General features: G+C 45.7%; 21 protein-coding genes and 1 riboswitch. Of the genes, 13 read left to right on the top strand and 8 right to left on the bottom strand.

All coding sequences use genetic code 11. From position 1 onward, the window contains the following. The first annotated feature begins 39 nt into the window (after positions 1 to 39). Positions 40 to 387 carry a gamma-glutamylcyclotransferase gene (locus R7Z41_RS03845; protein WP_005379626.1) on the top strand — a complete coding sequence of 116 codons (348 nt, stop codon included), beginning with the start codon at positions 40 to 42 and terminating at the stop codon, positions 385 to 387. A 49-nt stretch (positions 388 to 436) separates the two neighbouring features. Beyond that, positions 437 to 799, top strand: coding sequence for a DUF2799 domain-containing protein (locus tag R7Z41_RS03840; protein ID WP_005379633.1), 363 nt, complete (start codon positions 437 to 439; stop codon positions 797 to 799). Between the two features lie 73 nt (positions 800 to 872). On the opposite strand, the gene ppa is transcribed toward R7Z41_RS03840, so the two are convergent. Together ppa and fbp are read right to left on the bottom strand one after the other, a co-directional pair. After that, the gene (gene ppa / locus R7Z41_RS03835; protein WP_225478107.1) at positions 873 to 1,403 is read right to left on the bottom strand and encodes an inorganic diphosphatase; all 531 of its coding nucleotides are present in this window, start codon (positions 1,401 to 1,403) and stop codon (positions 873 to 875) included. Between the two features lie 127 nt (positions 1,404 to 1,530). After that, positions 1,531 to 2,547 carry a class 1 fructose-bisphosphatase gene (gene fbp / locus R7Z41_RS03830; protein ID WP_005383114.1) on the bottom strand — a complete coding sequence of 339 codons (1,017 nt, stop codon included), beginning with the start codon at positions 2,545 to 2,547 and terminating at the stop codon, positions 1,531 to 1,533. Positions 2,548 to 2,859: 312 nt separating this feature from the next. Between fbp and mpl the strand changes: the two genes are divergently transcribed. From mpl to thiQ, 5 genes are all read left to right on the top strand, one after another. Beyond that, positions 2,860 to 4,218 carry a UDP-N-acetylmuramate:L-alanyl-gamma-D-glutamyl-meso-diaminopimelate ligase gene (gene mpl / locus R7Z41_RS03825; RefSeq protein ID WP_005379638.1) on the top strand — a complete coding sequence of 453 codons (1,359 nt, stop codon included), beginning with the start codon at positions 2,860 to 2,862 and terminating at the stop codon, positions 4,216 to 4,218. Between the two features lie 5 nt (positions 4,219 to 4,223). Next, complete coding sequence (locus tag R7Z41_RS03820; RefSeq protein WP_005379640.1) at positions 4,224 to 4,862, top strand: flavin prenyltransferase UbiX; 639 nt, start codon at positions 4,224 to 4,226, stop codon at positions 4,860 to 4,862. Between the two features lie 37 nt (positions 4,863 to 4,899). Beyond that, positions 4,900 to 5,036, top strand: a riboswitch (TPP riboswitch). 72 nt (positions 5,037 to 5,108) lie between these two features. After that, positions 5,109 to 6,101 carry a thiamine ABC transporter substrate binding subunit gene (gene thiB, locus R7Z41_RS03815; protein ID WP_318136335.1) on the top strand — a complete coding sequence of 331 codons (993 nt, stop codon included), beginning with the start codon at positions 5,109 to 5,111 and terminating at the stop codon, positions 6,099 to 6,101. Between the two features lie 41 nt (positions 6,102 to 6,142). Beyond that, positions 6,143 to 7,729 carry a thiamine/thiamine pyrophosphate ABC transporter permease ThiP gene (thiP, locus tag R7Z41_RS03810; RefSeq protein WP_213964166.1) on the top strand — a complete coding sequence of 529 codons (1,587 nt, stop codon included), beginning with the start codon at positions 6,143 to 6,145 and terminating at the stop codon, positions 7,727 to 7,729. Continuing rightward, positions 7,729 to 8,433 (top strand): thiamine ABC transporter ATP-binding protein, encoded by a 705-nt coding sequence (gene thiQ / locus R7Z41_RS03805; RefSeq protein WP_005379648.1) that lies wholly within the window; start codon positions 7,729 to 7,731, stop codon positions 8,431 to 8,433. Before thiP ends, thiQ begins: the two co-directional genes overlap by 1 nt. 18 nt (positions 8,434 to 8,451) lie before the next feature. Here the strand turns inward: thiQ and R7Z41_RS03800 are convergent, their stop codons facing one another. Next, on the bottom strand, positions 8,452 to 9,399 hold the full coding sequence (locus R7Z41_RS03800) for a LysR family transcriptional regulator (RefSeq protein WP_005379650.1): 948 nt from the start codon (positions 9,397 to 9,399) through the stop codon (positions 8,452 to 8,454). A 92-nt stretch (positions 9,400 to 9,491) separates the two neighbouring features. Between R7Z41_RS03800 and R7Z41_RS03795 the strand changes: the two genes are divergently transcribed. Continuing rightward, positions 9,492 to 10,568, top strand: coding sequence for an alkene reductase (locus R7Z41_RS03795; RefSeq protein WP_047101924.1), 1,077 nt, complete (start codon positions 9,492 to 9,494; stop codon positions 10,566 to 10,568). Between the two features lie 63 nt (positions 10,569 to 10,631). Here the strand turns inward: R7Z41_RS03795 and R7Z41_RS03790 are convergent, their stop codons facing one another. From R7Z41_RS03790 to argR, 4 genes are all read right to left on the bottom strand, one after another. Next, a complete protein-coding gene (locus R7Z41_RS03790; RefSeq protein WP_005379654.1) occupies positions 10,632 to 11,069 on the bottom strand; it encodes a universal stress protein in 438 nt (145 codons plus the stop codon). 45 nt (positions 11,070 to 11,114) lie between these two features. Continuing rightward, positions 11,115 to 13,694: a TRAP transporter permease gene (locus tag R7Z41_RS03785; RefSeq protein WP_005383099.1), complete on the bottom strand. Its 2,580-nt coding sequence runs from the start codon at positions 13,692 to 13,694 to the stop codon at positions 11,115 to 11,117. 291 nt (positions 13,695 to 13,985) lie between these two features. Then, positions 13,986 to 14,954, bottom strand: a complete 969-nt coding sequence (locus tag R7Z41_RS03780) for a TAXI family TRAP transporter solute-binding subunit (RefSeq protein ID WP_005379657.1) — start codon at positions 14,952 to 14,954, stop codon at positions 13,986 to 13,988. Positions 14,955 to 15,359: 405 nt separating this feature from the next. After that, the gene (argR, locus tag R7Z41_RS03775; protein WP_005379659.1) at positions 15,360 to 15,830 is read right to left on the bottom strand and encodes a transcriptional regulator ArgR; all 471 of its coding nucleotides are present in this window, start codon (positions 15,828 to 15,830) and stop codon (positions 15,360 to 15,362) included. Between the two features lie 359 nt (positions 15,831 to 16,189). Between argR and mdh the strand changes: the two genes are divergently transcribed. Together mdh and R7Z41_RS03765 are read left to right on the top strand one after the other, a co-directional pair. Then, entirely contained in the window at positions 16,190 to 17,125 is a 936-nt protein-coding gene (gene mdh, locus R7Z41_RS03770; RefSeq protein ID WP_005379660.1) for a malate dehydrogenase, read from the top strand. Positions 17,126 to 17,238: 113 nt separating this feature from the next. Continuing rightward, complete coding sequence (locus R7Z41_RS03765) at positions 17,239 to 17,430, top strand: hypothetical protein (RefSeq protein ID WP_005379661.1); 192 nt, start codon at positions 17,239 to 17,241, stop codon at positions 17,428 to 17,430. A 93-nt stretch (positions 17,431 to 17,523) separates the two neighbouring features. Here the strand turns inward: R7Z41_RS03765 and ispB are convergent, their stop codons facing one another. Then, positions 17,524 to 18,495: an octaprenyl diphosphate synthase gene (gene ispB / locus R7Z41_RS03760; protein WP_047101929.1), complete on the bottom strand. Its 972-nt coding sequence runs from the start codon at positions 18,493 to 18,495 to the stop codon at positions 17,524 to 17,526. 256 nt (positions 18,496 to 18,751) lie between these two features. On the opposite strand from ispB, the gene rplU reads away from it, so the two are divergent. The 3 genes from rplU (at position 18,752) to cgtA (ending at position 20,729) form a co-directional block, all read left to right on the top strand. After that, the gene (rplU, locus tag R7Z41_RS03755; protein ID WP_005383096.1) at positions 18,752 to 19,063 is read left to right on the top strand and encodes a 50S ribosomal protein L21; all 312 of its coding nucleotides are present in this window, start codon (positions 18,752 to 18,754) and stop codon (positions 19,061 to 19,063) included. Between the two features lie 20 nt (positions 19,064 to 19,083). Beyond that, positions 19,084 to 19,341: a 50S ribosomal protein L27 gene (gene rpmA, locus R7Z41_RS03750; protein ID WP_005383095.1), complete on the top strand. Its 258-nt coding sequence runs from the start codon at positions 19,084 to 19,086 to the stop codon at positions 19,339 to 19,341. Between the two features lie 212 nt (positions 19,342 to 19,553). Further along, the gene (gene cgtA / locus R7Z41_RS03745) at positions 19,554 to 20,729 is read left to right on the top strand and encodes an Obg family GTPase CgtA (RefSeq protein ID WP_005383091.1); all 1,176 of its coding nucleotides are present in this window, start codon (positions 19,554 to 19,556) and stop codon (positions 20,727 to 20,729) included. The last annotated feature ends 155 nt before the right edge of the window (positions 20,730 to 20,884 follow it).

Raw genomic sequence — 20,884 nt, 5'->3', positions numbered from 1 at the left:
TTTAACCTAAGCATACACAGTCATGACTAAGGAGTGGTTATGCAGCATTTGATTTTTGTCTACGGCACGTTACGCAAGGGAGAGTACAACCATCAGTATTTGCGCTCGGCGCAGTTTCTTGGTTTACATGAAACGGATGCTCAATTTGCAATGTATGACTTAGGCCCTTATCCAGCGTTGTCTGATGGGCAACGCTCGATTCAAGGTGAGGTGTACCTGATTGACAGTGAAACCTTATCTGAGCTAGATAGGTTAGAAGATGTGCCAGTGGAGTATCGCCGAGAGAGCATCGTCACGCCGTTTGGCCAAGCTTGGATCTACTTATATCAAGATACTGAGCAATTAACCGAAGAAATCGCTTCCGGAGATTGGTGTCAAAAGGTGTGAGCTATACTGACATTATCAATAGCAACGAGCTAAACACTAAGGAGTCACGATGAAAACATTCGTAATTGGATCAATGGCGTTGCTTCTTGCTGCATGCGCACAAACAACACTACCGACTTCGAATAATGTGACCGATTGGCAAGTGTTTGGTAAGCAGTCAGCTTTAGATGGATTACGGGAGTTATCTGAGGAGCGAATTGCGAAGCTGGATGATGTTAACCATGCGACGGCAGAACTGATAATGGCTTATCAAGCGGGTTACCAGCAAGGCAAGCAAGAGTATTGCGAGCAAAGTGCTTATATGCTCGGTGTTATCGGGCGGCCGTATTTTGGCATTTGTGATGATGTTGACCCCTTCTTTCAACATGACTACGACGCTGGACGAATGTCTTCAGCAGGCGCACCTATCTAGTTGACACAGGTAAGATGAAAGCAAAAGAGCTGCCCTAGAGCAGCTCTTGTTAATTTTGTATCAGCAGTGATGCTTATTTTTTCTGAGCTCGCTCGTAAGATTCTAGGATTTCAGCTTTGGCGGCAGCAACATCTGTCCAACCATCCACTTTCACCCATTTGCCTGCTTCAAGCTCTTTGTAACGCTCAAAGAATTGCGTGATCTGCGCTTTCAGTAGTTCTGGGATATCGTCCACATCTTGGATGTGCTCGTACTCTTTCGAGATTTTTGAGTGGGGAACCGCAAACACTTTTGCATCTTCACCCGATTCATCTGTCATCTTCAAAACGCCAACAGGACGGCAGCGAATGACTGAACCTGGCATGAGTGGGTATGGTGTTGGTACCAATACGTCGACTGGGTCGCCATCAAGAGACAGGGTATTGTTCACGTAGCCATAGTTGCATGGGTAGAACATTGGTGCAGACATGAAACGGTCGACAAATACAGCACCAGAGTCTTTATCTACTTCGTACTTGATTGGATCTGCATTTGCAGGAATTTCGATCACGACATAGATATCTTCAGGCAGCGACTTGCCTGCTGGTACATGGTTTAAGCTCATTAGAATATTCCTTTTCATTAACGATGAGTCACACAAAAGCGGCTTCATCTGATGATAAATTCGCGTTTCACTTTAGCGACAAAAACGCGGCAGGTAAACACCTGCCGCGTTGGACAAAGGTCTGAAATTATTCTTCGTCGCGGTGCAGTTCAAGGAACTCTTCAACTTTGCGAACCATGTTCTTCGAACCCACAAAGAAAGGTACACGCTGGTGCAACTCAGTAGGCTTGATGTCCATAATGCGATTCACGCCGTCCGATGCAATGCCGCCAGCTTGCTCAATGAGGAATGCCATAGGGTTACATTCGTAAAGCAGGCGTAGCTTGCCTTGTGGGTGGCTTTGTGTGCTTGGGTAAAGGTAGATACCACCTTTCAGTAGGTTGCGGTGGAAATCAGCAACCAGCGAGCCAATGTAGCGAGAAGTGTATGGGCGACCGTCTTCTGGCACGTTTTCTTGGCAGTACTTGATGTACTTCTTCACCCCTTGAGGGAAACGAATGTAATTACCTTCGTTGATGGAGTAGATCTTACCATCATCAGGAATCATCATGTTTTCATGAGAAAGACAGAAGCTGCCGATAGATGGGTCGTAAGTAAAGCCGTTTACGCCGTTACCAGTTGTGTATACCAACATGGTGGAGGAGCCGTAAATTACGTAGCCCGCAGCCACTTGTTTGTGACCAGGTTGTAGGAAGTCTTCTTCAGTTGGTGGAGTACCGATTGGAGAAACACGACGGTAAATCGAGAAGATAGTACCAACAGAGACGTTCACATCGATGTTAGAAGAACCATCAAGTGGGTCCATCAGTACTACATATTTGGCGTTTTGGTTGAGTTCTTTATTGAACGCAACTGCTTCGTCTTCTTCTTCACTGGCAACGCCACACACTTGATCACGAGCTTCAAGCGCGGCTTTGAACTTATCGTTCGCGTAAACATCGAGCTTTTGCTGATCTTCACCTTGGACATTTTCCGTGCCTACAGCACCAGTGATATCACCGAGACCCGCTGCGTTGATTTCGCGGTTAACGATTTTTGCAGCTAAACGAATGGAGGCTAAAAGGGATGATAGATCACCGCTAGCGTGGGGGAAATCCGCTTGTTTTTCGACAATGAACTCGCCTAGGGTGCGCAGTCCTGACATGGTTAATCCTTACATTTTCATTTCATTGGGGGTAGTGCGCAAGTGAGCATCTCTTTATGGATGTTAAACGATTGCGCTGGATGTAAGTTTAAGTCGCAGATCTTTTTAATGGTAATGAAGTAACTGTTTGAGATCTCAATTTATTTGTAGACTTGTTTGAGGGATTCATCAGTAAGCAAGAGGTTGTACAGTCTGTGTTCAACCTTGTCATATTTGTGAAAGGGACTGCAAGAAGAAGGCTAAAGTCACTCGCTTTTCAGGCGGTAATCGCGATAATGAAAGCATTAAAAAACGCATTACAAGGTTTAGTTTATGCACATTCATATCTTGGGTATCTGTGGCACATTTATGGGCGGCGCAGCGATTCTAGCGCGCCAATTAGGACATAAAGTCACTGGTTCTGATGCCAACGTTTATCCGCCAATGAGCACACTGCTTGAGTCTCAAGGTATTGAAATTATTGAAGGCTTTGACCCGTCTCAACTCGACCCTCAACCAGATCTTGTGGTGATTGGTAATGCGATGAGCCGTGGCAACCCTTGTGTCGAGCATGTGCTCAACACTAACATGCGTTACACCTCTGGCCCGCAGTGGCTCAACGAGTTTTTGCTGCATGATCGTTGGGTATTGGCGGTATCGGGTACACATGGGAAAACGACCACGTCGAGCATGCTTGCTTGGATACTTGAAGATTGTGGTTATCAACCGGGTTTCTTAGTCGGTGGGGTACTCGGTAACTTCGGAGTGTCTGCTCGTTTGGGTGAAAGTATGTTTTTTGTCGTTGAAGCGGACGAATATGACAGTGCTTTTTTCGATAAGCGTTCTAAGTTTGTGCATTACCATCCTCGCACTTTAATCATGAACAATCTTGAGTTTGATCATGCTGATATCTTCGATGATCTAGAAGCGATCAAGCGCCAATTCCATCATTTAGTGCGAACTGTACCGGGCAATGGATTGATCTTAGCGCCGAGAAAAGATCAGGCGTTAGCGGATGTATTAGAGCGTGGCTGCTGGACTGAAAAACAGTTCTCTGGTGAGAATGGTGACTGGCAAGCGCACAAATTAGTGCTTGATGGCTCAAAATTTGACGTTGCGTTGCAAGGCGAGAAGGTTGGTACCGTCGAATGGAATTTGGTGGGTGACCACAATGTGGATAATGCGCTGATGGCAATCGCTGCTGCACGACATGTTGGAGTCACTCCGGATCTTGCTTGCCAAGCATTAGGGCGTTTCATCAATACCAAGCGCCGTTTAGAGCTGAAAGGTGAAGAACAAGGTGTGACGGTTTACGATGATTTTGCGCATCACCCAACGGCAATTGAACTTACTGTCGGTGGTTTGCGTAACAAGGTAGGTGAAAAACGCATCCTAGCTGTGTTAGAGCCGCGTTCTGCCACCATGAAGCGTGGCGTACACAAAAACACACTTGCAGAGTCACTACACAGTGCAGATGAAGTCTTCTTGTTCCAGCCAGATAATATCGAGTGGTCTGTGCAAGACATTGCCGACCAATGCACACAGCCAGCGTTTGTCGATGCGGATATAGATAACTTTGTAGCCAAGATCGTCGAACGTGCGCGACCAGGTGACCAAATTCTAGTCATGAGCAACGGTGGCTTTAGTGGTATTCACGGAAAACTTCTTGAGCAGTTAAAACAAAAAGCCTGATTGATATGCAAAACAAAACACAACCCTCTCATAAAAAAGCCATCACGTTGGCATTAACGGGTGCTTCTGGTGCTCCCTACGGCCTTCGTCTTTTAGAATGCTTGGTTGCGGCGGATTATCATGTCTACGTTCTGATTTCTTCGGCGGCTCGTGTTGTGATGGCAACCGAGCATAATCTTAAGCTACCAAGTGGCCCAGAAGCGGCGCAGCAAGCATTGGTAGAGCACCTGAACTGCAATCGAAATAACATCACCGTTTGCGGTAAAGATGACTGGTTCTCACCGGTTGCGTCTGGTTCTGCTGCACCAAAGCAAATGGTGGTTTGCCCATGTTCTGCGGGAAGCGTTGCAGCGATTGCGCATGGTATGTCAGATAACTTGATCGAGCGGGCCGCTGATGTGGTAATGAAAGAGCGCGGGCAGCTGTTGCTCGTGGTTCGCGAAACACCATTTTCAACGCTACATCTGGAGAACATGCACAAACTGTCGCAAATGGGCGTCACCATCATGCCAGCAGCTCCAGGGTTCTATCATCAGCCAAAGAGTATTGAAGACTTAGTGGATTTTATGGTGGCGAGAATTCTTGACCACTTAGGTATTGAGCAAGGTTTGGTGCCTCGTTGGGGTTATGACCAGCGCTCGTGAGCTGATTGTGTAACCACTCAAATACCTTTACAATCCATCCAACTCATCGGGGAGCAAACCCATTTAGCATTGAGTCAATCAATGCATTGGGGCGCTGAGACCTAAGTGTTTAACTAGGGACCCGTATTACCTGAACCAGATAATGCTGGCGTAGGAATTGAGTCTGGATATTGGAAGTCCTTAATAGCCGCCTCAAACCCTGTGCCGCTCAACTTATTTCTCTGAAATACTCATGGAGAGCGAGCAGTGAAACCCACTCTAAATCTGATTGCCCTAGCTGCAATCACCTCTACTTCAGCGTTTGCCGCTGAAAACACATTAACCATCTATACCTACGACTCTTTTGCCGCAGATTGGGGGCCGGGTCCTAAAATCGAGCAAGCTTTTGAAGCAAAATGTGGCTGTGACGTTAACTTCGTAGCGTTGGACGATGGTGTGTCGATTCTGAATCGTCTTCGTCTTGAAGGCGGTAATAGCAAAGCGGACATCGTATTAGGTTTGGATAACAATCTGATGGCAGAAGCGAAGAAAACCGATCTGCTTGCCGAGCACAATGTGGATACGGCTAACACAGTGTTACCAAACGGTTGGAGTGACACGACGTTTGTACCGTACGATTACGGCTACTTCGCGTTTGTGTACAACAAAGAGAAACTGGCTAATCCGCCGAAAAGCATGAAAGAGCTGGTGGAAACGCGCGACGATCTGAAAGTGATTTACCAAGATCCGCGGACTTCAACGCCGGGCCAAGGCTTAATGCTATGGATGAAATCTATTTATGGCGACGATGTGACGCAAGCGTGGCAGAAGCTAGCGAGCAAAACCGTAACGGTCACGAAAGGTTGGTCTGAGGCGTATTCTATGTTCCTCAATGGTGAGTCCGATTTAGTGCTTTCTTACACCACTTCACCTTCGTACCACTTAATTGCGGAAAACGATTCGAAGTTTGCTACGGCGAATTTTGCTGAAGGCCACTACATGCAAGTTGAAGTAGCCGCCAAAGTGAAAGGGGCAAAAAATTCAGAACTTGCTGATCAATTTATGAGTTTCATTTTAAGTGATGAGTTCCAATCGGCGATGCCAACGGGTAACTGGATGTACCCAGTCACTGACGTTGAGTTACCTAAAGGTTTTGAAACTTTGAGTGTTCCAAGCAAGTCGTTGAGCTTTAGTGCTGATGAAGTGGCAAAAATGCGTAAGTCTTGGATTCGCGAATGGCAAAGCGCATTGACGTTTTAGCTGACGTTTCCATCCTCATCTGAATGAGATAGGTTTTACCTTTGAATTCTGTTCCAAAAATAGGTTTAGGGGTCGCGATGATCATCGCGACCTTTGTTATTTCTGCCCTAGGTGCTTTGATTGTTCAAGCCCCTTCACTTGATGTGTCTGTGGTATGGGGCGACCCGTACTATCAACATGTCACCAAGTTCAGTTTCTACCAAGCGTTTCTTTCCACATTGCTCAGTGTTGGCTTTGCCATTCCAGTAGCGCACGCACTTTCGCGTCGCCAATTTATTGGTAAATCATTACTGCTTAAGCTGTTTGCATCGACACTGGTTTTGCCGGTTTTGGTTGGTGTTTTTGGGCTGTTAGCGATTTATGGCAACAGTGGTTTGTTGGCGCAGTGGTTGCAAAGTTTCGACACTAAACTGCCATTCTCTATTTACGGTTTGAACGGCATTTTACTCGCCCATGTGTTCTTTAATTTACCTTACGCGGCACGATTGCTTCTGCAAGCCTTGGAGTCTACTCCTGCCGAGCAGCATAAGCTTTGCGCGCATCTTGGGATGAGCCATTGGGATAAGTTTCGCTGGGTAGAATGGCCGCGTTTAAGGCAGCAGCTTCCCCACGTTTGTGGGTTGGTGTTTATGTTGTGCTTTACCAGTTTTGCCACTGTAATGGCGTTGGGGGGCGGGCCAAAATCCACCACCATTGAATTGGCCATTTACCAAGCGATTAAGTTTGATTTTGATTTACAAGCTGGGGCGTTATTGGCGCTGTGGCAGATGCTGTTATGTGGACTGCTTGCTATTGGAGTGCAGAAGTTAACAAGGCCTGTTTCTATCAGTGCTGGAAGCACATCGGTACAGCAATATTTAACGAAGGATCATGGGTGGTCAAAAGCTTGGGATAGCTTTTGGATCATAGGTGCCTTTTTACTGGTAATACCGCCGTTATTGATGGTGTTACTGAGTGGCATCAACCAACAAGTTTGGACAGTATTAACCGATGAGCGTTTTTGGTCTGCGCTATTGAACTCCCTCAAAGTCGCCTGTGTCGCTAGCGCGCTTGCGGTCGCTGCAGGGGTGTCCATACTATTGACCAGTCGCCGTTGGCGGTTGCAGTACAAAAACACGCGAGCCGATCAGATTGAGTTAATCGGCACCGTTATTTTGGTGACTCCAGGTCTGGTGATTAGCACCGGTTTATTCTTACTACTGCGCGCATTTACCGATGTTTTTAGCTTGGCATTTTTTGTCGTGATTTTGGTGAACGGTTTGATGGCTTTGCCTTACGTGATCAAAACGCTAGCGCAGCCAATGCTGCACATTGAACAACAGTATCAGTATGTATGTGCCAGCTTAGGCATGCGTGGCTGGCAACGGTTTAAAGTGGTGGAGTGGCAGGCGCTACGCAAGCCGTTTGCACATGCGTTTGCGATCAGCTTTATGTTTGCGATTGGCGATTTAAGTGCTATTGCGTTGTTTGGCGGACAAGAGTTCCGCACTTTACCTCTGTATTTATTCCAGCTGCTTGGCAGCTATCAGATGGACGCGGCTGCGGTGGTATCGGTGACCTTATTGTTGTTGAGTGTGGGCTGTTTTGCCTTGATTGAGAAAGTATTGAAAACGAAGGAGAGAGCGTAATGTTAGTGTTGGATGATGTGCAGTACACCTACCAACGTGAACTGTTTCGTTTTGACTTAACGATTGAGCAAGGACAGATTGTGTCGCTGATGGGACCAAGTGGGGCAGGGAAGTCAACCTTGCTGGCGTTGGTGGCAGGATTCATCCATCCTGACCGTGGTGATATTTGTGTTGATGGTGAGTCCATTGTGCGTAAAGAGCCTTATCTGCGTCCGTTCTCTATGTTGTTCCAAGAGCACAATTTGTTTGCTCACTTATCGGTGCGTGACAACATCGGTTTGGGCTTACACCCAGGGCTAAAGCTTACGGTGGACCAAAATCGTCAGATTGAACAAGCCGCGCAGCAAGTTGGTGTTGCAGAGTACCTCGACCGTTTGCCAGAGCATCTTTCTGGTGGCCAGCGTCAACGTGTTGCCTTAGCGCGTTGTTTTGTTCAGCCTCATCCCATGTGGCTATTGGATGAGCCGTTCTCGGCGCTTGATCCGGTGTTGCGTGAAGAGATGCTGAGCTTGGTAAAAAAACTCGCAGCAGAGCGGGGAATAACCGTATTGATGGTCACGCACCATTTAAGCGATGCCAAAGCGATTGCCAGCCACTTTGTGTTTGTGGCAGATGGTAAAGTGGAAGCCGCGGGTGATATGTCTGCATTGAGTGAACAGCATGCTAGTGAGAAGCTTGCGGCATTTATCCGAGCAGCATGCTAGTGCCTGATAGTTGCTAGGTTATGCTTCTCCGCAACACAAACCATGCCGAGGGCCAAATTCAAATTGAGATCTTAAGCTCATGATATGGTCAATCATTGCTTGTACACGCCGTGGGCGGTTTGCTCCAGGACGATAGACTAAATAAATAGGCATTGGTACCGTGTGCCATTGCGGTAACACTCTGACTAAGGTGCCACTTTCTAGCTCTTGCGTCATGTTCTGCACAGGTAAGTTAGCGATGCCTAGTCCTTTAAGTGCGCCTTTCAATATTGCTTCTACAGTTGTACTTGAGAAGTTACTGGTTATTGAAACATTGACGGTATTATCGTGTGAGATCAGCGTCCAAGGCCCTATTTCTGAAACATATTGATACCTCAAACAGTTGTGTTTTGTCAGATCTTCTGGCGTTTCAGGTACGCCGAACTCAGCTAAATACTCAGGGCTAGCAGCCAGGACTCGAGTGGTATAGCCTAATTTTTTTGCGATCAATCGATCATCAACTATCTGACCGACTCGAATTGCCATATCAAAGCCGTGTGAAAACAGATCAACAAAATCGTTCGATGCTTCTAACGCAATTTGTACTTTTGGCCATTGTTTTAAAAATGGCAAAAAGATGTGTTCCGCCATATACGCATCCAACGCTGGTGGCGCGGAAATACGCAGCCGGCCTTGGATCTGTTGTTCCATCTCCTGTACGTCATGGCCAATTGAGTGGAATTCCTCAACTAAGCTTGCAGCACGCTCTAAAACCATTTGGCCAGCTTCGGTGATCACTAACTTTCGGGTTGTGCGCTCTAGCAGTTTGGCTTCAAAGTGTTGTTCGAGTTTGGTTATGGCTTTACTAACAGTAGATTTTGGTAGGTTTAACTCCAGCGCGCACTTGGTTAAGCTCAGTAGTCGACAGCTTGTGACAAAGATAGAAAGCGTTCTAAAGTCAATTGTTTCTAAATTGCGAACAATCACTTTCAATTATCCATATTGTTTCAATATTAATCTGATTATAGTCTGGCACCTCATCCTTAGCCATCAAGTTATTGTCATTTGAGGTAAACACCATGTCCAACTCTGTAGACTTATTTTCTCCTATCGAACTCGGTCAATTAGCATTAGATAACCGTGCCATTATGGCGCCTTTAACGCGAGCTCGTGCTGGTGCGGACCATATTCCTAATGACCTTATGGTTGAATACTACGCTCAACGTGCGAGTGCCGGACTTATCATTGCTGAATGCACCATGGTGATGGAAGGTACGTCTGCTTTCATGGCAGAGCCGGGCATTTACAGCGAAGAGCAAATCGCAGCTTGGAAAAAGGTAACGGATGCGGTTCATGAGAGAGGCGGTAAGATTGTACTGCAAATTTGGCATGCGGGACGAGCTTGTCATCCTGATCTGAATGAAGGAAAAACACCTGTAGCGGCGAGCGCATTGGCCATTCGTGATGAATTAGTCCATACCCCTTCGGGTAAGCAAGCATATACGGTACCACGAGCACTCGAAGTGGATGAGATAGCTTCCATTGTTGCGGCGTTTAAACAAGGTGCAGAAAACGCCAAGAAAGCCGGCTTTGATGGGGTCGAGATACATGGCGCCAATGGTTATCTTATTGATAACTTCCTTCGTGACGGCTCAAATTTACGTACCGATGAATACGGTGGCTCGGTTGAAAATCGTGCTCGATTTTTACTTGAGATAGTGAAAGAAGTCGTTGAGGTGTGGGGACCCGGAAGAGTCGGTCTGCGCACATCTCCGCTAAATGGATTTAATGACATGAAAGACAGTGATCCAGTTGGCTTGATGCGTTACTTAGCAGAGCAACTTAATTCTTTCGATCTTGCTTATTGGCACGTGATGCGTGCGGATCTGAAAGGCGTACAAAAAGCAGATGTTCTCAAGCCAGCACGCGAAAACTATAAAGGTCACTTAATGGCGAACGTGGGCTACAGTGCACAAGAAGCGGCAACAGCAATTGCAGAAAACAAAGTTGATGTGGTCGCATTTGGCGTTCCCTTTATCGCAAACCCAGATTTAGTTGAGCGATTTAAGAAAAATGCACCTCTTAATGAGGCGAAACCAGAACACTTTTATTTGGGTGGAGCAGAAGGTTATACCGATTACCCAGTGATGGCATAACCCTTACTTGTTTAATATAAAAAGGACGCTAATGTTAGCGTCCTTTTTCGTTTCTGTATTTACTTAGCCTTGCGGTTTTACGACCATCACATTGATTGGAGAATATTCCACAACCTTACTCGCGACAGAGCCAAGCATTACTTTATTGATTTTAGAGCGCTTGTGACTTGGCATAATGATGAGATCTGCGCCTAAACGTTCTGCATAATCAAGAATGGTCGCGTAGGCCTTGCCTTCAGCAACATGCACTTGGTAAACCACATCTTCAGCAATATGCTCATTAGCGAAAGTTTTTAGTTGCTGCTTCACGTCTTGCTTCATTTTGGCCGCAGCATCTTTCGGAAAGTATGTGGCAACCATCGACATGTGAATACCAGGTAGTACCGTCAGAAGATGGATTTGAGCATTTGCTTGCTTTGCCTGCCAAACCGCTAGTTCAACCGCTCGGTCTGAAAAGCCTTGGTCATTTAGATCAACCGGAACAAGAATTTGTTTGTACATTCAATGTCTCTCATTAAGGCCCCTTTATCCTCGGGGCCAAATCGGTTATGCGCTCAATTGTTCCTTACGAGCACGACGTTTTTGGTTCATTGCAAGCACCAGCAAAATCATTAAGCATGGTACAAACACCCACTCTTTCATCGGACGGTCTGCATCCTGGATAACCCACTTGATTTCCCAATCAAAGTCGATACCTGCGGACTCTGCTGGACTACCAAATTCAACCATATCGACAATCATTTTGTTGTCACTTTCGGTCAGCATTAGACCCATAGATGAAATACGTGCGTCTGCTGTTGTCGCACTGTCTTCGAATGGAAGACGAACCGTTTTCTCAATGTAGTCGCCCTCAAGGTTTTCACCGGCAACACGTAACTCCAATGATTCTCCTACATTTAGTGTTTCCGTGATTTGAGCTACCTCAACGCCAGGAGAAAGAACTTTCGCTGGGTACAGCATGTCCCACCAAAAACCTGGACGGAAAAACGAAAACGTCAGTACTAATAATAGGACTGTTTCCCACCACTTGTTACGCGTGAACCACCACCCTTGAGTTGCCGCAGAGAATATCAGCATTGCAATGATCGATGAGATGACCGTGAGCGCCAAATGCCACCAAGAGTCGATCCCCATTAACAATAGCTGGGTATTGAACACAAACATGAACGGCAAAATAGCGGTTCGAATATCGTAAGTAAAACCTTGGATACCGGTACGAATTGGATCTGATTTCGCAATTGCGGCTGCTGCAAAAGCTGCAAGACCTACAGGTGGGGTATCGTCGGCCAAAATACCAAAGTAGAAAACGAATAAGTGCACCGCTATCAACGGAATAATCAAGCCATGCGCCGCGCCGAGCGTAACAATAACCGGCGCCATTAGCGTAGAGACCACGATGTAGTTCGCCGTTGTTGGCAGACCCATCCCCAGAACCAAGCTAATGATGGCGGTAAACAGCAGCATAAGAATGATACTGCCACCAGAGATAAACTCGACGAAGTCGGTCATCACTAGGCCGATACCCGTTAGTGTAACAACACCAACAACGGTGCCCGCTGCCGCGGTTGCAACGCCGATACCAATCATATTACGCGCACCAGAAACTAAGCTCTCGGCAAGATCGACAAAGCCATCTTTGGTTTGCTGAAGCATGTCACCTTGCTTTGACAGCAGTGCAATCAACGGACGTTGAGTAAGCAAAATGAAAATCATGAATACCGTTGCCCAGAATGCCGAAAGGCCAGGTGAGAAACGTTCGACAGTCAAACACCAAACTAATACGACGATAGGGAGTAGGTAGTGCAAGCCTGACTTAACGGTTGGGCCAGGATCAGGTACTTCTGTTAATTCTGCATCAATCTCAATTGCGCCATCTTGCACGTGATTTGCTGAGACTTTCACCAACCCAACGTACGCGATTAATAGTGCGACGGTAACAATTGGTGTCGCGGCATCACCAAAGACGTCTTTTGTCCAACCCACTCCGTAGTAAACCAATGCGCTGATCACACACAATCCTAAGATTGTGCCAGTAAAGGACAGCAGACTTTGTACTAGTGTTGGGTTGTGGCGACGAGGAAGGCCCGTCATGCCTGCTTTACATGCTTCAAGGTGAACAATGTAAATTAAAGCAATATAAGAGATTAGCGCTGGAAGTAGGGCAGCTTTAATCACCTCAACGTAGGAGATACCGACGTATTCCACCATCAAAAATGCGGCTGCACCCATGATTGGCGGTGTTAACTGACCATTGGTTGAAGCCGCTACCTCTACCGCACCCGCTTTTGTGCCGGGAAAGCCAACACGCTTCATCAGTGGAATGGTAAAGGTGCCAGTTGTTACTACGTTTGCGATTGAAGAACCAGAAACCAGACCAGATAAACCTGATGCAACAACGGCCGCTTTAGCTGGACCACCTTTCATATGGCCAAGCAACGAGAAGGCAACTTTAATGAAGTAAGCACCAGCACCAGCGCGTTCCAGCATTGCTCCAAACAATACAAACAAGAAGACAAAAGAGGTAGAAACACCTAGCGCAACCCCAAATACGCCTTCTGTTGTTAGCCACAAGTGAGACATGGCCTTGTTCAAGCTTGCCCCTTTGTGCGCGATAACGTCAGGCATGTAAGGGCCTGCAAAGGTGTAAGTAAGGAAAACAGCAGCCACGACCATTAATGGTGGACCAAGAGCTCGGCGTGTTGCTTCTAAAAGGAGGATCATACCGATAACAGCAACAACGATATCAACCGTTGTCGGTGCGCCTGAGCGTCCTGCTAGCTCGGTATAAAAAAGGTATATATAGGCTGCTGAAAAGCTGCCAGCCAACGCGAGTATCCAATCAACAAGAGGGATATGATCGCGAGGAGAATTCTTCATCGCTGGATAAGCAGTGAAAGCCAAAAAGATCGCGAAAGTAAGGTGGATAGATCGCGCTTCCGTGTCGTTCAGTACGCCAAAATTGAAAATAAATGGTAACGGGGATGCGTACCATAATTGAAATAGTGACCAACACAGAGGAACAAACCAAAGGATTCGTCCTTGCATTCCCGAAGGGCTACGTGCACCTGTGTCTGCCTGAGCCACCATTTCTTGCACATCTTGTGACGGAGCTTGATTCGTCGCCATGTACTTTTTCCTTATTATTGATGGTCCTGTCTGATTTTTATCGAGAACCACACTTCGCCTCTATCAGTGTAGTGAATGGAGCGAAGTTTGCTTTCGAGTATTTTGCTGCCTGAACTCAAAGTGTTGATTGTTGGATACTCTGTTAGGCGGCGTTTAAGTTTTCTTGGGTATGAGCTCGCAGTTTTCAGAAGAAAACTGGCGAATGAAGCATACAGTTAGAACGTGCTACAACCTGTATGCTCAAACAGGCAGAAAATATTCTTTCCTGCCTGTATGTAGAGTCTGAGGAAATTACTTAATTAGACCCATTTCTTTGTAGTATTTTTCTGCACCTGGGTGAAGAGGAATAGAAAGACCAGCTTTCACCATGTCTTCTTTCTTCAAGTTTGCGAATGCAGGGTGTAGACGTTTGAAGGTATCAAAGTTTTCAAACACAGCTTTTGCCACGTTGTAAGCGACATCGTCTGAAACATCAGAGGTCGTTACCATTGTTGCTGCAACACCAAAGCTGTTTACGTCTTTGTCTGTACCGCGGTACATACCAGCCGGTACTGAGCTAAAGGCGTAGTATGGGTTGTCGGCAACAATTTTATCGATTTTAGGGCCTGTTGCTGAAACTAGCTTCGCATCACATGATGTGGTTGCTTCTTTGATTGAACCGTTCGGGTGGCCGACCATGTAAATGAAGGCGTCAATTTTGTTATCACAAAGTGCCTGAGAGCGTTCAGAGCCTTTTAGCTCAGACGCCAACTTGAAGCTGTCGTTTGTCCAACCCATCGCTTCCATGACAACGCCCATCGTTGCACGGTCACCAGAGCCTGGATTACCGATGTTTACGCGCTTACCTTTCAGGTCTTCAACGTTTTCAATACCTGAATCTGCACGCGCAATGATGTTGAAAGGTTCTGTATGAAGAGAGAACATTGCGCGTAGCTTCTTGTACGGGCCTTGTTCTTCAAACTTGCTCGTACCGTTGTAGCCGTGGTACTGCCAATCCGATTGCACGATACCAAAATCTAATTCGCCTGCACGGATAGTGTTAACGTTGTAAATTGAGCCACCAGTCGATTCTACTGAACAACGGATGTTGTGGTCTTTACGACCTTTATTTACCAACTTACAGATAGCACCACCAGTTGGGTAGTAAACACCTGTCACAGAGCCAGTACCGATGGTAATAAACTCTTGAGCGTTAACTGCGCCTGCGCCCATTACGGCTGCAGCGATAGCGCCTACTTTGAGAAGTTTGTTAAATGCCATGAATTTCCCTTCCTTATATTCATTATTTACCCGGAAATAACCATAAATCACTTCTGGAGTTTCCTATTTGGAAACGGCACCTTTTTCAATCCAATCGTTTGAAAAAGCGAGCGAATCATAACAAAAAATTGGCAGAAAATTATCCAATTGTTAAATGTTATAGTTGATAAGTCTGAATTTTGTATCAGGGGATAGGATTCAATTTGTGATTTAATTCTTTTTAAAACAATTGCTTAATTAACGTTTAGTGACTGAAATGAAAAAGATCAATTGCGTGATGTTAATCACAAAATGGATGGTTGAAGAATGAGCGGAGTAAGCAAAAAATTTACATAAATTATGGGCTACAAAATGAGACTTCTTTTATAACCCACAATGAGTTAGCTGATTGAAGCTTTATAGAACTTAACCAGTATATTCGAACAGCTCGCACACTGATTTGAAGAGTTGCTCAGTCGTAATTGCCATGGTTGGCGTAATGAAAATGGTATCGTCACCTGCGACAACACCAAGAATACCTTCGGATTTACCGAGTGAATCAAGCAAGCGAGCAATCAACTGTGCTGCACCTGGGCCAGTGTGAATTACCACTAACGCTGCGTTACGATCGATGTCTAGTACTAGTTCACGCAGAGAGCTGCTGACTGTTGGGACACCTAGCTCAGCAGGAAGACAGTAAACCATTTCCATTTTTGCATTGCGCGTACGGACAGCGCCAAATTTAGTCAGCATACGTGAGACTTTAGATTGGTTGATACTCTCAAATCCTTGCTGTTTGAGTGCGTCAACAATCTCGCCCTGTGAGCCAAAGCTTTCTTCTTTTAACAGGGCTTTAAAGGCGCGAACTAAGTTGTCTTGTTTTTCTGAATTGCGCATAGTCATTACAAATCTCTTATTACGGGTCAGCAATTTTGCATATTCTCGCATATATATTCAGGCGATGCCAAAGAGTCCCAGGATTATGTTAGATGCGTCACTGTAAACTATATACCACATAGAATTCTTTAGCGCGCTGAAGTAGGGCTGTATCTGTTTTCTTGAATTCCTTGTCATTTCAACAGAATAAAAGAATAATCCAAGCCCCATTTGTAGCACGGTAACAGCGAGTTGCGCGAGGTCGCAAAGCTAGCGTTAATTGATTGTAATCAAGTTGTGATTCCGATAGCTTTATTTAAGTTGGTTACAAACTACCCTACGAATACGTTTATAAGAGAAATACTCTCAAGGAGAACTACATGAAAGTAGCCGTTATTGGTGCCGCTGGTGGCATCGGTCAAGCCCTGGCCCTTCTACTTAAGAACCGTCTTCCTGCTGGTTCTGATCTAGCCCTATATGATATTGCTCCAGTAACTCCTGGTGTGGCCGCTGATCTTAGCCACATCCCTACGCCAGTTTCTATCAAAGGTTACGCTGGTGAAGATCCTACTCCAGCACTAGAAGGCGCGGATGTTGTGCTAATTTCTGCTGGTGTTGCGCGTAAGCCAGGTATGGATCGTGCGGATCTATTTAATGTAAACGCTGGTATCGTTAAATCGCTAGCGGAGAAGATTGCGGTTGTTTGTCCGAAAGCTTGTGTTGGTATCATCACAAACCCTGTAAATACAACAGTGCCAATTGCTGCTGAAGTTCTTAAAAAAGCGGGTGTTTATGATAAGCGTCGTCTATTTGGTGTAACAACGTTGGATGTTATCCGTTCAGAAACGTTTGTTGCTGAGCTAAAAGACAAAGATCCAGGTGACGTTCGCGTGCCAGTTATTGGTGGTCACTCTGGCGTAACGATCTTACCTCTACTGTCTCAAGTAGAAGGTGTTGAGTTTACAGCTGAAGAAGTAGAAGCATTAACGAAACGTATTCAAAATGCAGGTACTGAAGTTGTAGAAGCGAAAGCGGGTGGTGGTAGTGCAACACTATCAATGGGCCAAGCTGCATGTCGCTTTGGTCTGTCTCTGGTTCGTGCTCTTCAAGGTGAAGAAGGCGTAGTTGAGTGCGCTTACGTTGAAGGCGACGGCGAACACGCGACGTACTTCGCGCAACCTGTGAAACTGGGTAAAGAAGGCGTTGAAGAAGTACTAAGCTACGGCAAACTCAGCGATTACGAAAAGTCTGCATTAGACGGTATGCTAGAAACACTAAATGGCGACATCAACATTGGTGTTGAATTCGCAAAGTAATCTAGAAAGCCTATATAAGAAGAAAGCCGATCATTTTGATCGGCTTTTTTGATCCTTGATTTCTCAACTTCGTAAAAATGATCGAATAAAACGACGTAGTGAAGGAGAAGATGATGGAAGCGAGTCGAATCCGTAAAGGCATGGTTGTTGAGTGCCAACAAGGCGTCGGTACGATATTAGTGGTCGACCATGAAGCAGAGACGGTATTGTTGTCCAAACAAGGGACTGAACAGCAGCTCGCCGTTAGCTTTGATGAAATAGAAGATGATCCACAACTGCATGGCGGTAGTGACAGATATTACTAGCGTCTCGGGCGTCGTCATTAGGTATCAAACGTAAAAAAGGAAGAGCATGCTCTTCCTTTTAGCTATAAGCCTTGCGTTATGGGTAGCTATTGATTACTTCGTGCGTTGTACTGCGACATGAGCCAAAGTAACAAGCGCTTGTTTGTATTCAGACTCTGGCAACACTGATAGTTCTGCGATTGCTTTGTCTGCTTCTTCTAGAGCTTTTTGCGTTGTGTACTCCAGAGAGCCTGCTTTTTTCATGACCGCAAGAATTTCTTCTAAGCGATCCATGCCATTCGCTTTCTCAATTGCTTCACGAATCATGATGGCGTTTTCTGGTGTGGTATTACGCATAGCATGGAGTAGAGGTAAAGTTGGCTTGCCTTCGGCCAAGTCATCACCCACATTTTTACCCATGTCTTCGCCATCAGAAGTGTAATCCATGACGTCATCAATGAGCTGAAACGCAGTGCCTAGATACTTACCGTAATTTTGCATTGCGATTTCCACATGCTCAGGAGCATCATTTAAGATTGCACCGATTTGAGTTGCGGATTCAAATAAGCGCGCAGTCTTAGAGTAGATGACTTGCATGTAGCTTTCTTCTGTCGTGTCAGGGTCGTTACAGTTCATCAACTGCTGTACTTCACCTTCGGCGATCACGTTTACGGCATTGCTCATTAGTTTAAGGATCTTCATGGATCCTAGTTCCGTCATCATCTGAAATGAGCGTGTATAGATAAAGTCCCCAACTAATACGCTAGCCGCATTGCCAAATGCTGCATTCGCAGTGGCTTTACCACGGCGCATGTCTGATTCATCTACCACGTCATCATGCAGCAAAGTCGCTGTATGGATGAACTCAATAAACGCAGCTGCCATTGTATGACCATTGCCTTGGTAACCAAGTGCACGGGCTGACAGTATCGCTAAAAGCGGTCTTAGACGTTTGCCTCCACCACTCACGATATAAAAACCGAGCTGGTTGATTAAAGAGACATCAGAATTAAGTTGGGCTTGAATTGTTTCATTCACTTTTGCCATGTCATCGGCAGTAAGCGCTTGGATAGTTTTAAAATCCATCGTATATCCGGCTGAAGTTAGACCCTGCAAGGCTTATTCGATTTATATAATTGTCGAATAATACACTAAAAAACGTTGATTAATACATTACTAAAGGGCATGATTGCCGCACTTTTCTTTGGCGATTAGCTTTTCGCCAATTTTTTCAAAATATGGCTTGTCATAGGAGCATCTATTCTGTAGAATCTGCGCCCTATTGATGATTAGTTTAGCGCACACCCTCAAGAAAGGCTGTGCGGAAAAAGCGGAGTAAAATATGTACGCTGTTTTCCAATCTGGTGGTAAACAACACCGTGTAAGCGAAGGTCAAACTCTTCGTTTAGAGAAATTAGACGTTGAAACTGGTGCAACTGTAGAATTTGATAAAGTTCTTCTTGTTGCTAACGGCGAAGACATCAAAGTTGGTGCTCCTCTTGTAGAGGGCGGCAAAATTGTTGCTGAAGTTGTACAACACGGTCGTGGCGATAAAGTTAAAATCGTTAAGTTCCGTCGTCGTAAGCACTCTCGTAAGCAACAGGGTCACCGTCAGTGGTTCACTGAAGTGAAGATCACTGGTATCAACGCTTAATCTATTAGGAGAGTTTAACAATGGCACACAAAAAAGCTGGTGGTTCTACTCGTAACGGCCGCGATTCAGAAAGCAAACGTCTAGGTGTTAAGCGTTTCGGTGGTGAATCTGTACTTGCAGGTAACATCATCGTTCGTCAACGTGGTACTAAGTTCCACGCTGGTAACAACGTAGGTATCGGTAAAGACCACACTCTATTCGCTCTTACTGAAGGTAAAGTGAAGTTCGAAGTGAAAGGTCCTAAGAACCGTAAGTTTGTAAGCATCGAAGCTGAGTAATTAGGTTTTTAACCAAATTACTTAATAGCTTTAAGCTGAATTCAAAAGCCCTGCCGAATCGGCGGGGTTTTTTATTTGTGGCAGTCGACATATCGAAGTTTCTCGCTAAGATCCTAAGCGATTTGAATCTGGGAGCTTAGATCTGTCATCTGCTAAAATTGTCGGATGACATAGTAAGATTTAATCCACGCACGAAGTAGTCGGAGTAAAAGATGAAGTTCGTAGATGAAGCGGTAGTAAAAGTTCAGGCTGGTGATGGCGGTAGTGGCGTTGTCAGTTTCTGGCGTGAAAAATTCATCACTAAAGGTGGCCCTGATGGCGGTGATGGCGGTGACGGTGGTGATGTTTATATCCAAGCCGATGAAAACCTAAATACCCTGATTGATTACCGTTTCCAGCGCTTCTACGAAGCTGAGCGTGGTGAAAACGGTCGCGGTGGTAACTGTACAGGTAAGCGTGGTAAAGACATCGTTCTTCGTGTACCTGTGGGTACGCGCGCTGTGGATATCCACACAAATGAAATCGTGGCGGAAGTTGCTGAACACGGTAAGAAAGTGATGATCGCAAAAGGCGGTTGGCACGGTCTAGGTAACACGCGTTTCAAATCTTCAGTAAACCGCGCGCCTCGTCAGAGAACATTGGGTACAAAAGGTGAAGTACGCGAAATTCGCCTTGAGCTATTGCTTCTTGCTGATGTGGGTATGCTTGGTCTACCTAATGCCGGTAAATCAACCTTTATCCGCGCAGTATCAGCAGCAAAACCGAAAGTCGCTGATTACCCATTCACGACTTTGATCCCAAGCTTGGGTGTCGTAAGTGTCGTACCAGAGAAAAGTTTTGTTGTTGCAGACATCCCTGGTTTGATCGAGGGTGCAGCAGATGGCGCTGGCCTTGGTATTCGATTCTTGAAGCACTTAGAGCGTTGTCGAGTGTTGCTGCACATGATCGATATTATGCCAATTGATCAGTCCGATCCGGTGCAAAATGCATTGACGATCATTGATGAACTAGAACAATACAGCGAGAAACTGGCAAGTAAGCCGCGCTGGTTAGTGTTCAACAAAGTTGATCTAATGCCTGAAGAAGAAGCGAATGAGAAGATCCAAGAAATCTTAGACGCACTAGGTTGGGAAGACGAGTACTTTAAGATCTCGGCGATCAATCGTAACGGTACTAAAGAGCTTTGTTACAAACTGGCTGACTTTATGGATAACCTACCTCGCGAAGAGGAAGAAGTGGCTGAAGAAGATAAAGTTAACTTCATGTGGGATGATTACCATAAAGATGCGATGGCGGGTAAAGACGTTATCACTGAAGATGACGACGACGATTGGGATGACTGGGACGATGAAGAAGATGACGGTCACGTTGTCTACGTTCGTGACTAATCAGAACGGTCAAACAATGCCTGTTTGCCTATAATTCATTAAGCCGCAATTATCTATTGCGGCTTTTTTTGTATCTAAATCATATTTAGGTGATGTGATTTACGGCACAATAACCGATACGTCGTGTTTTTTGAGGGTTAGTTTGGCCCTCGCGC

The sequence above is a fragment of the Vibrio sp. 1457 genome, from assembly GCF_033340195.1.
In the GTDB taxonomy this organism is placed as follows: Bacteria; Pseudomonadota; Gammaproteobacteria; order Enterobacterales; family Vibrionaceae; genus Vibrio; species Vibrio alginolyticus.
The sequence above is the reverse complement of the archived record's forward strand: the minus strand, read 5'-3'. Positions and strand labels throughout refer to the sequence as shown.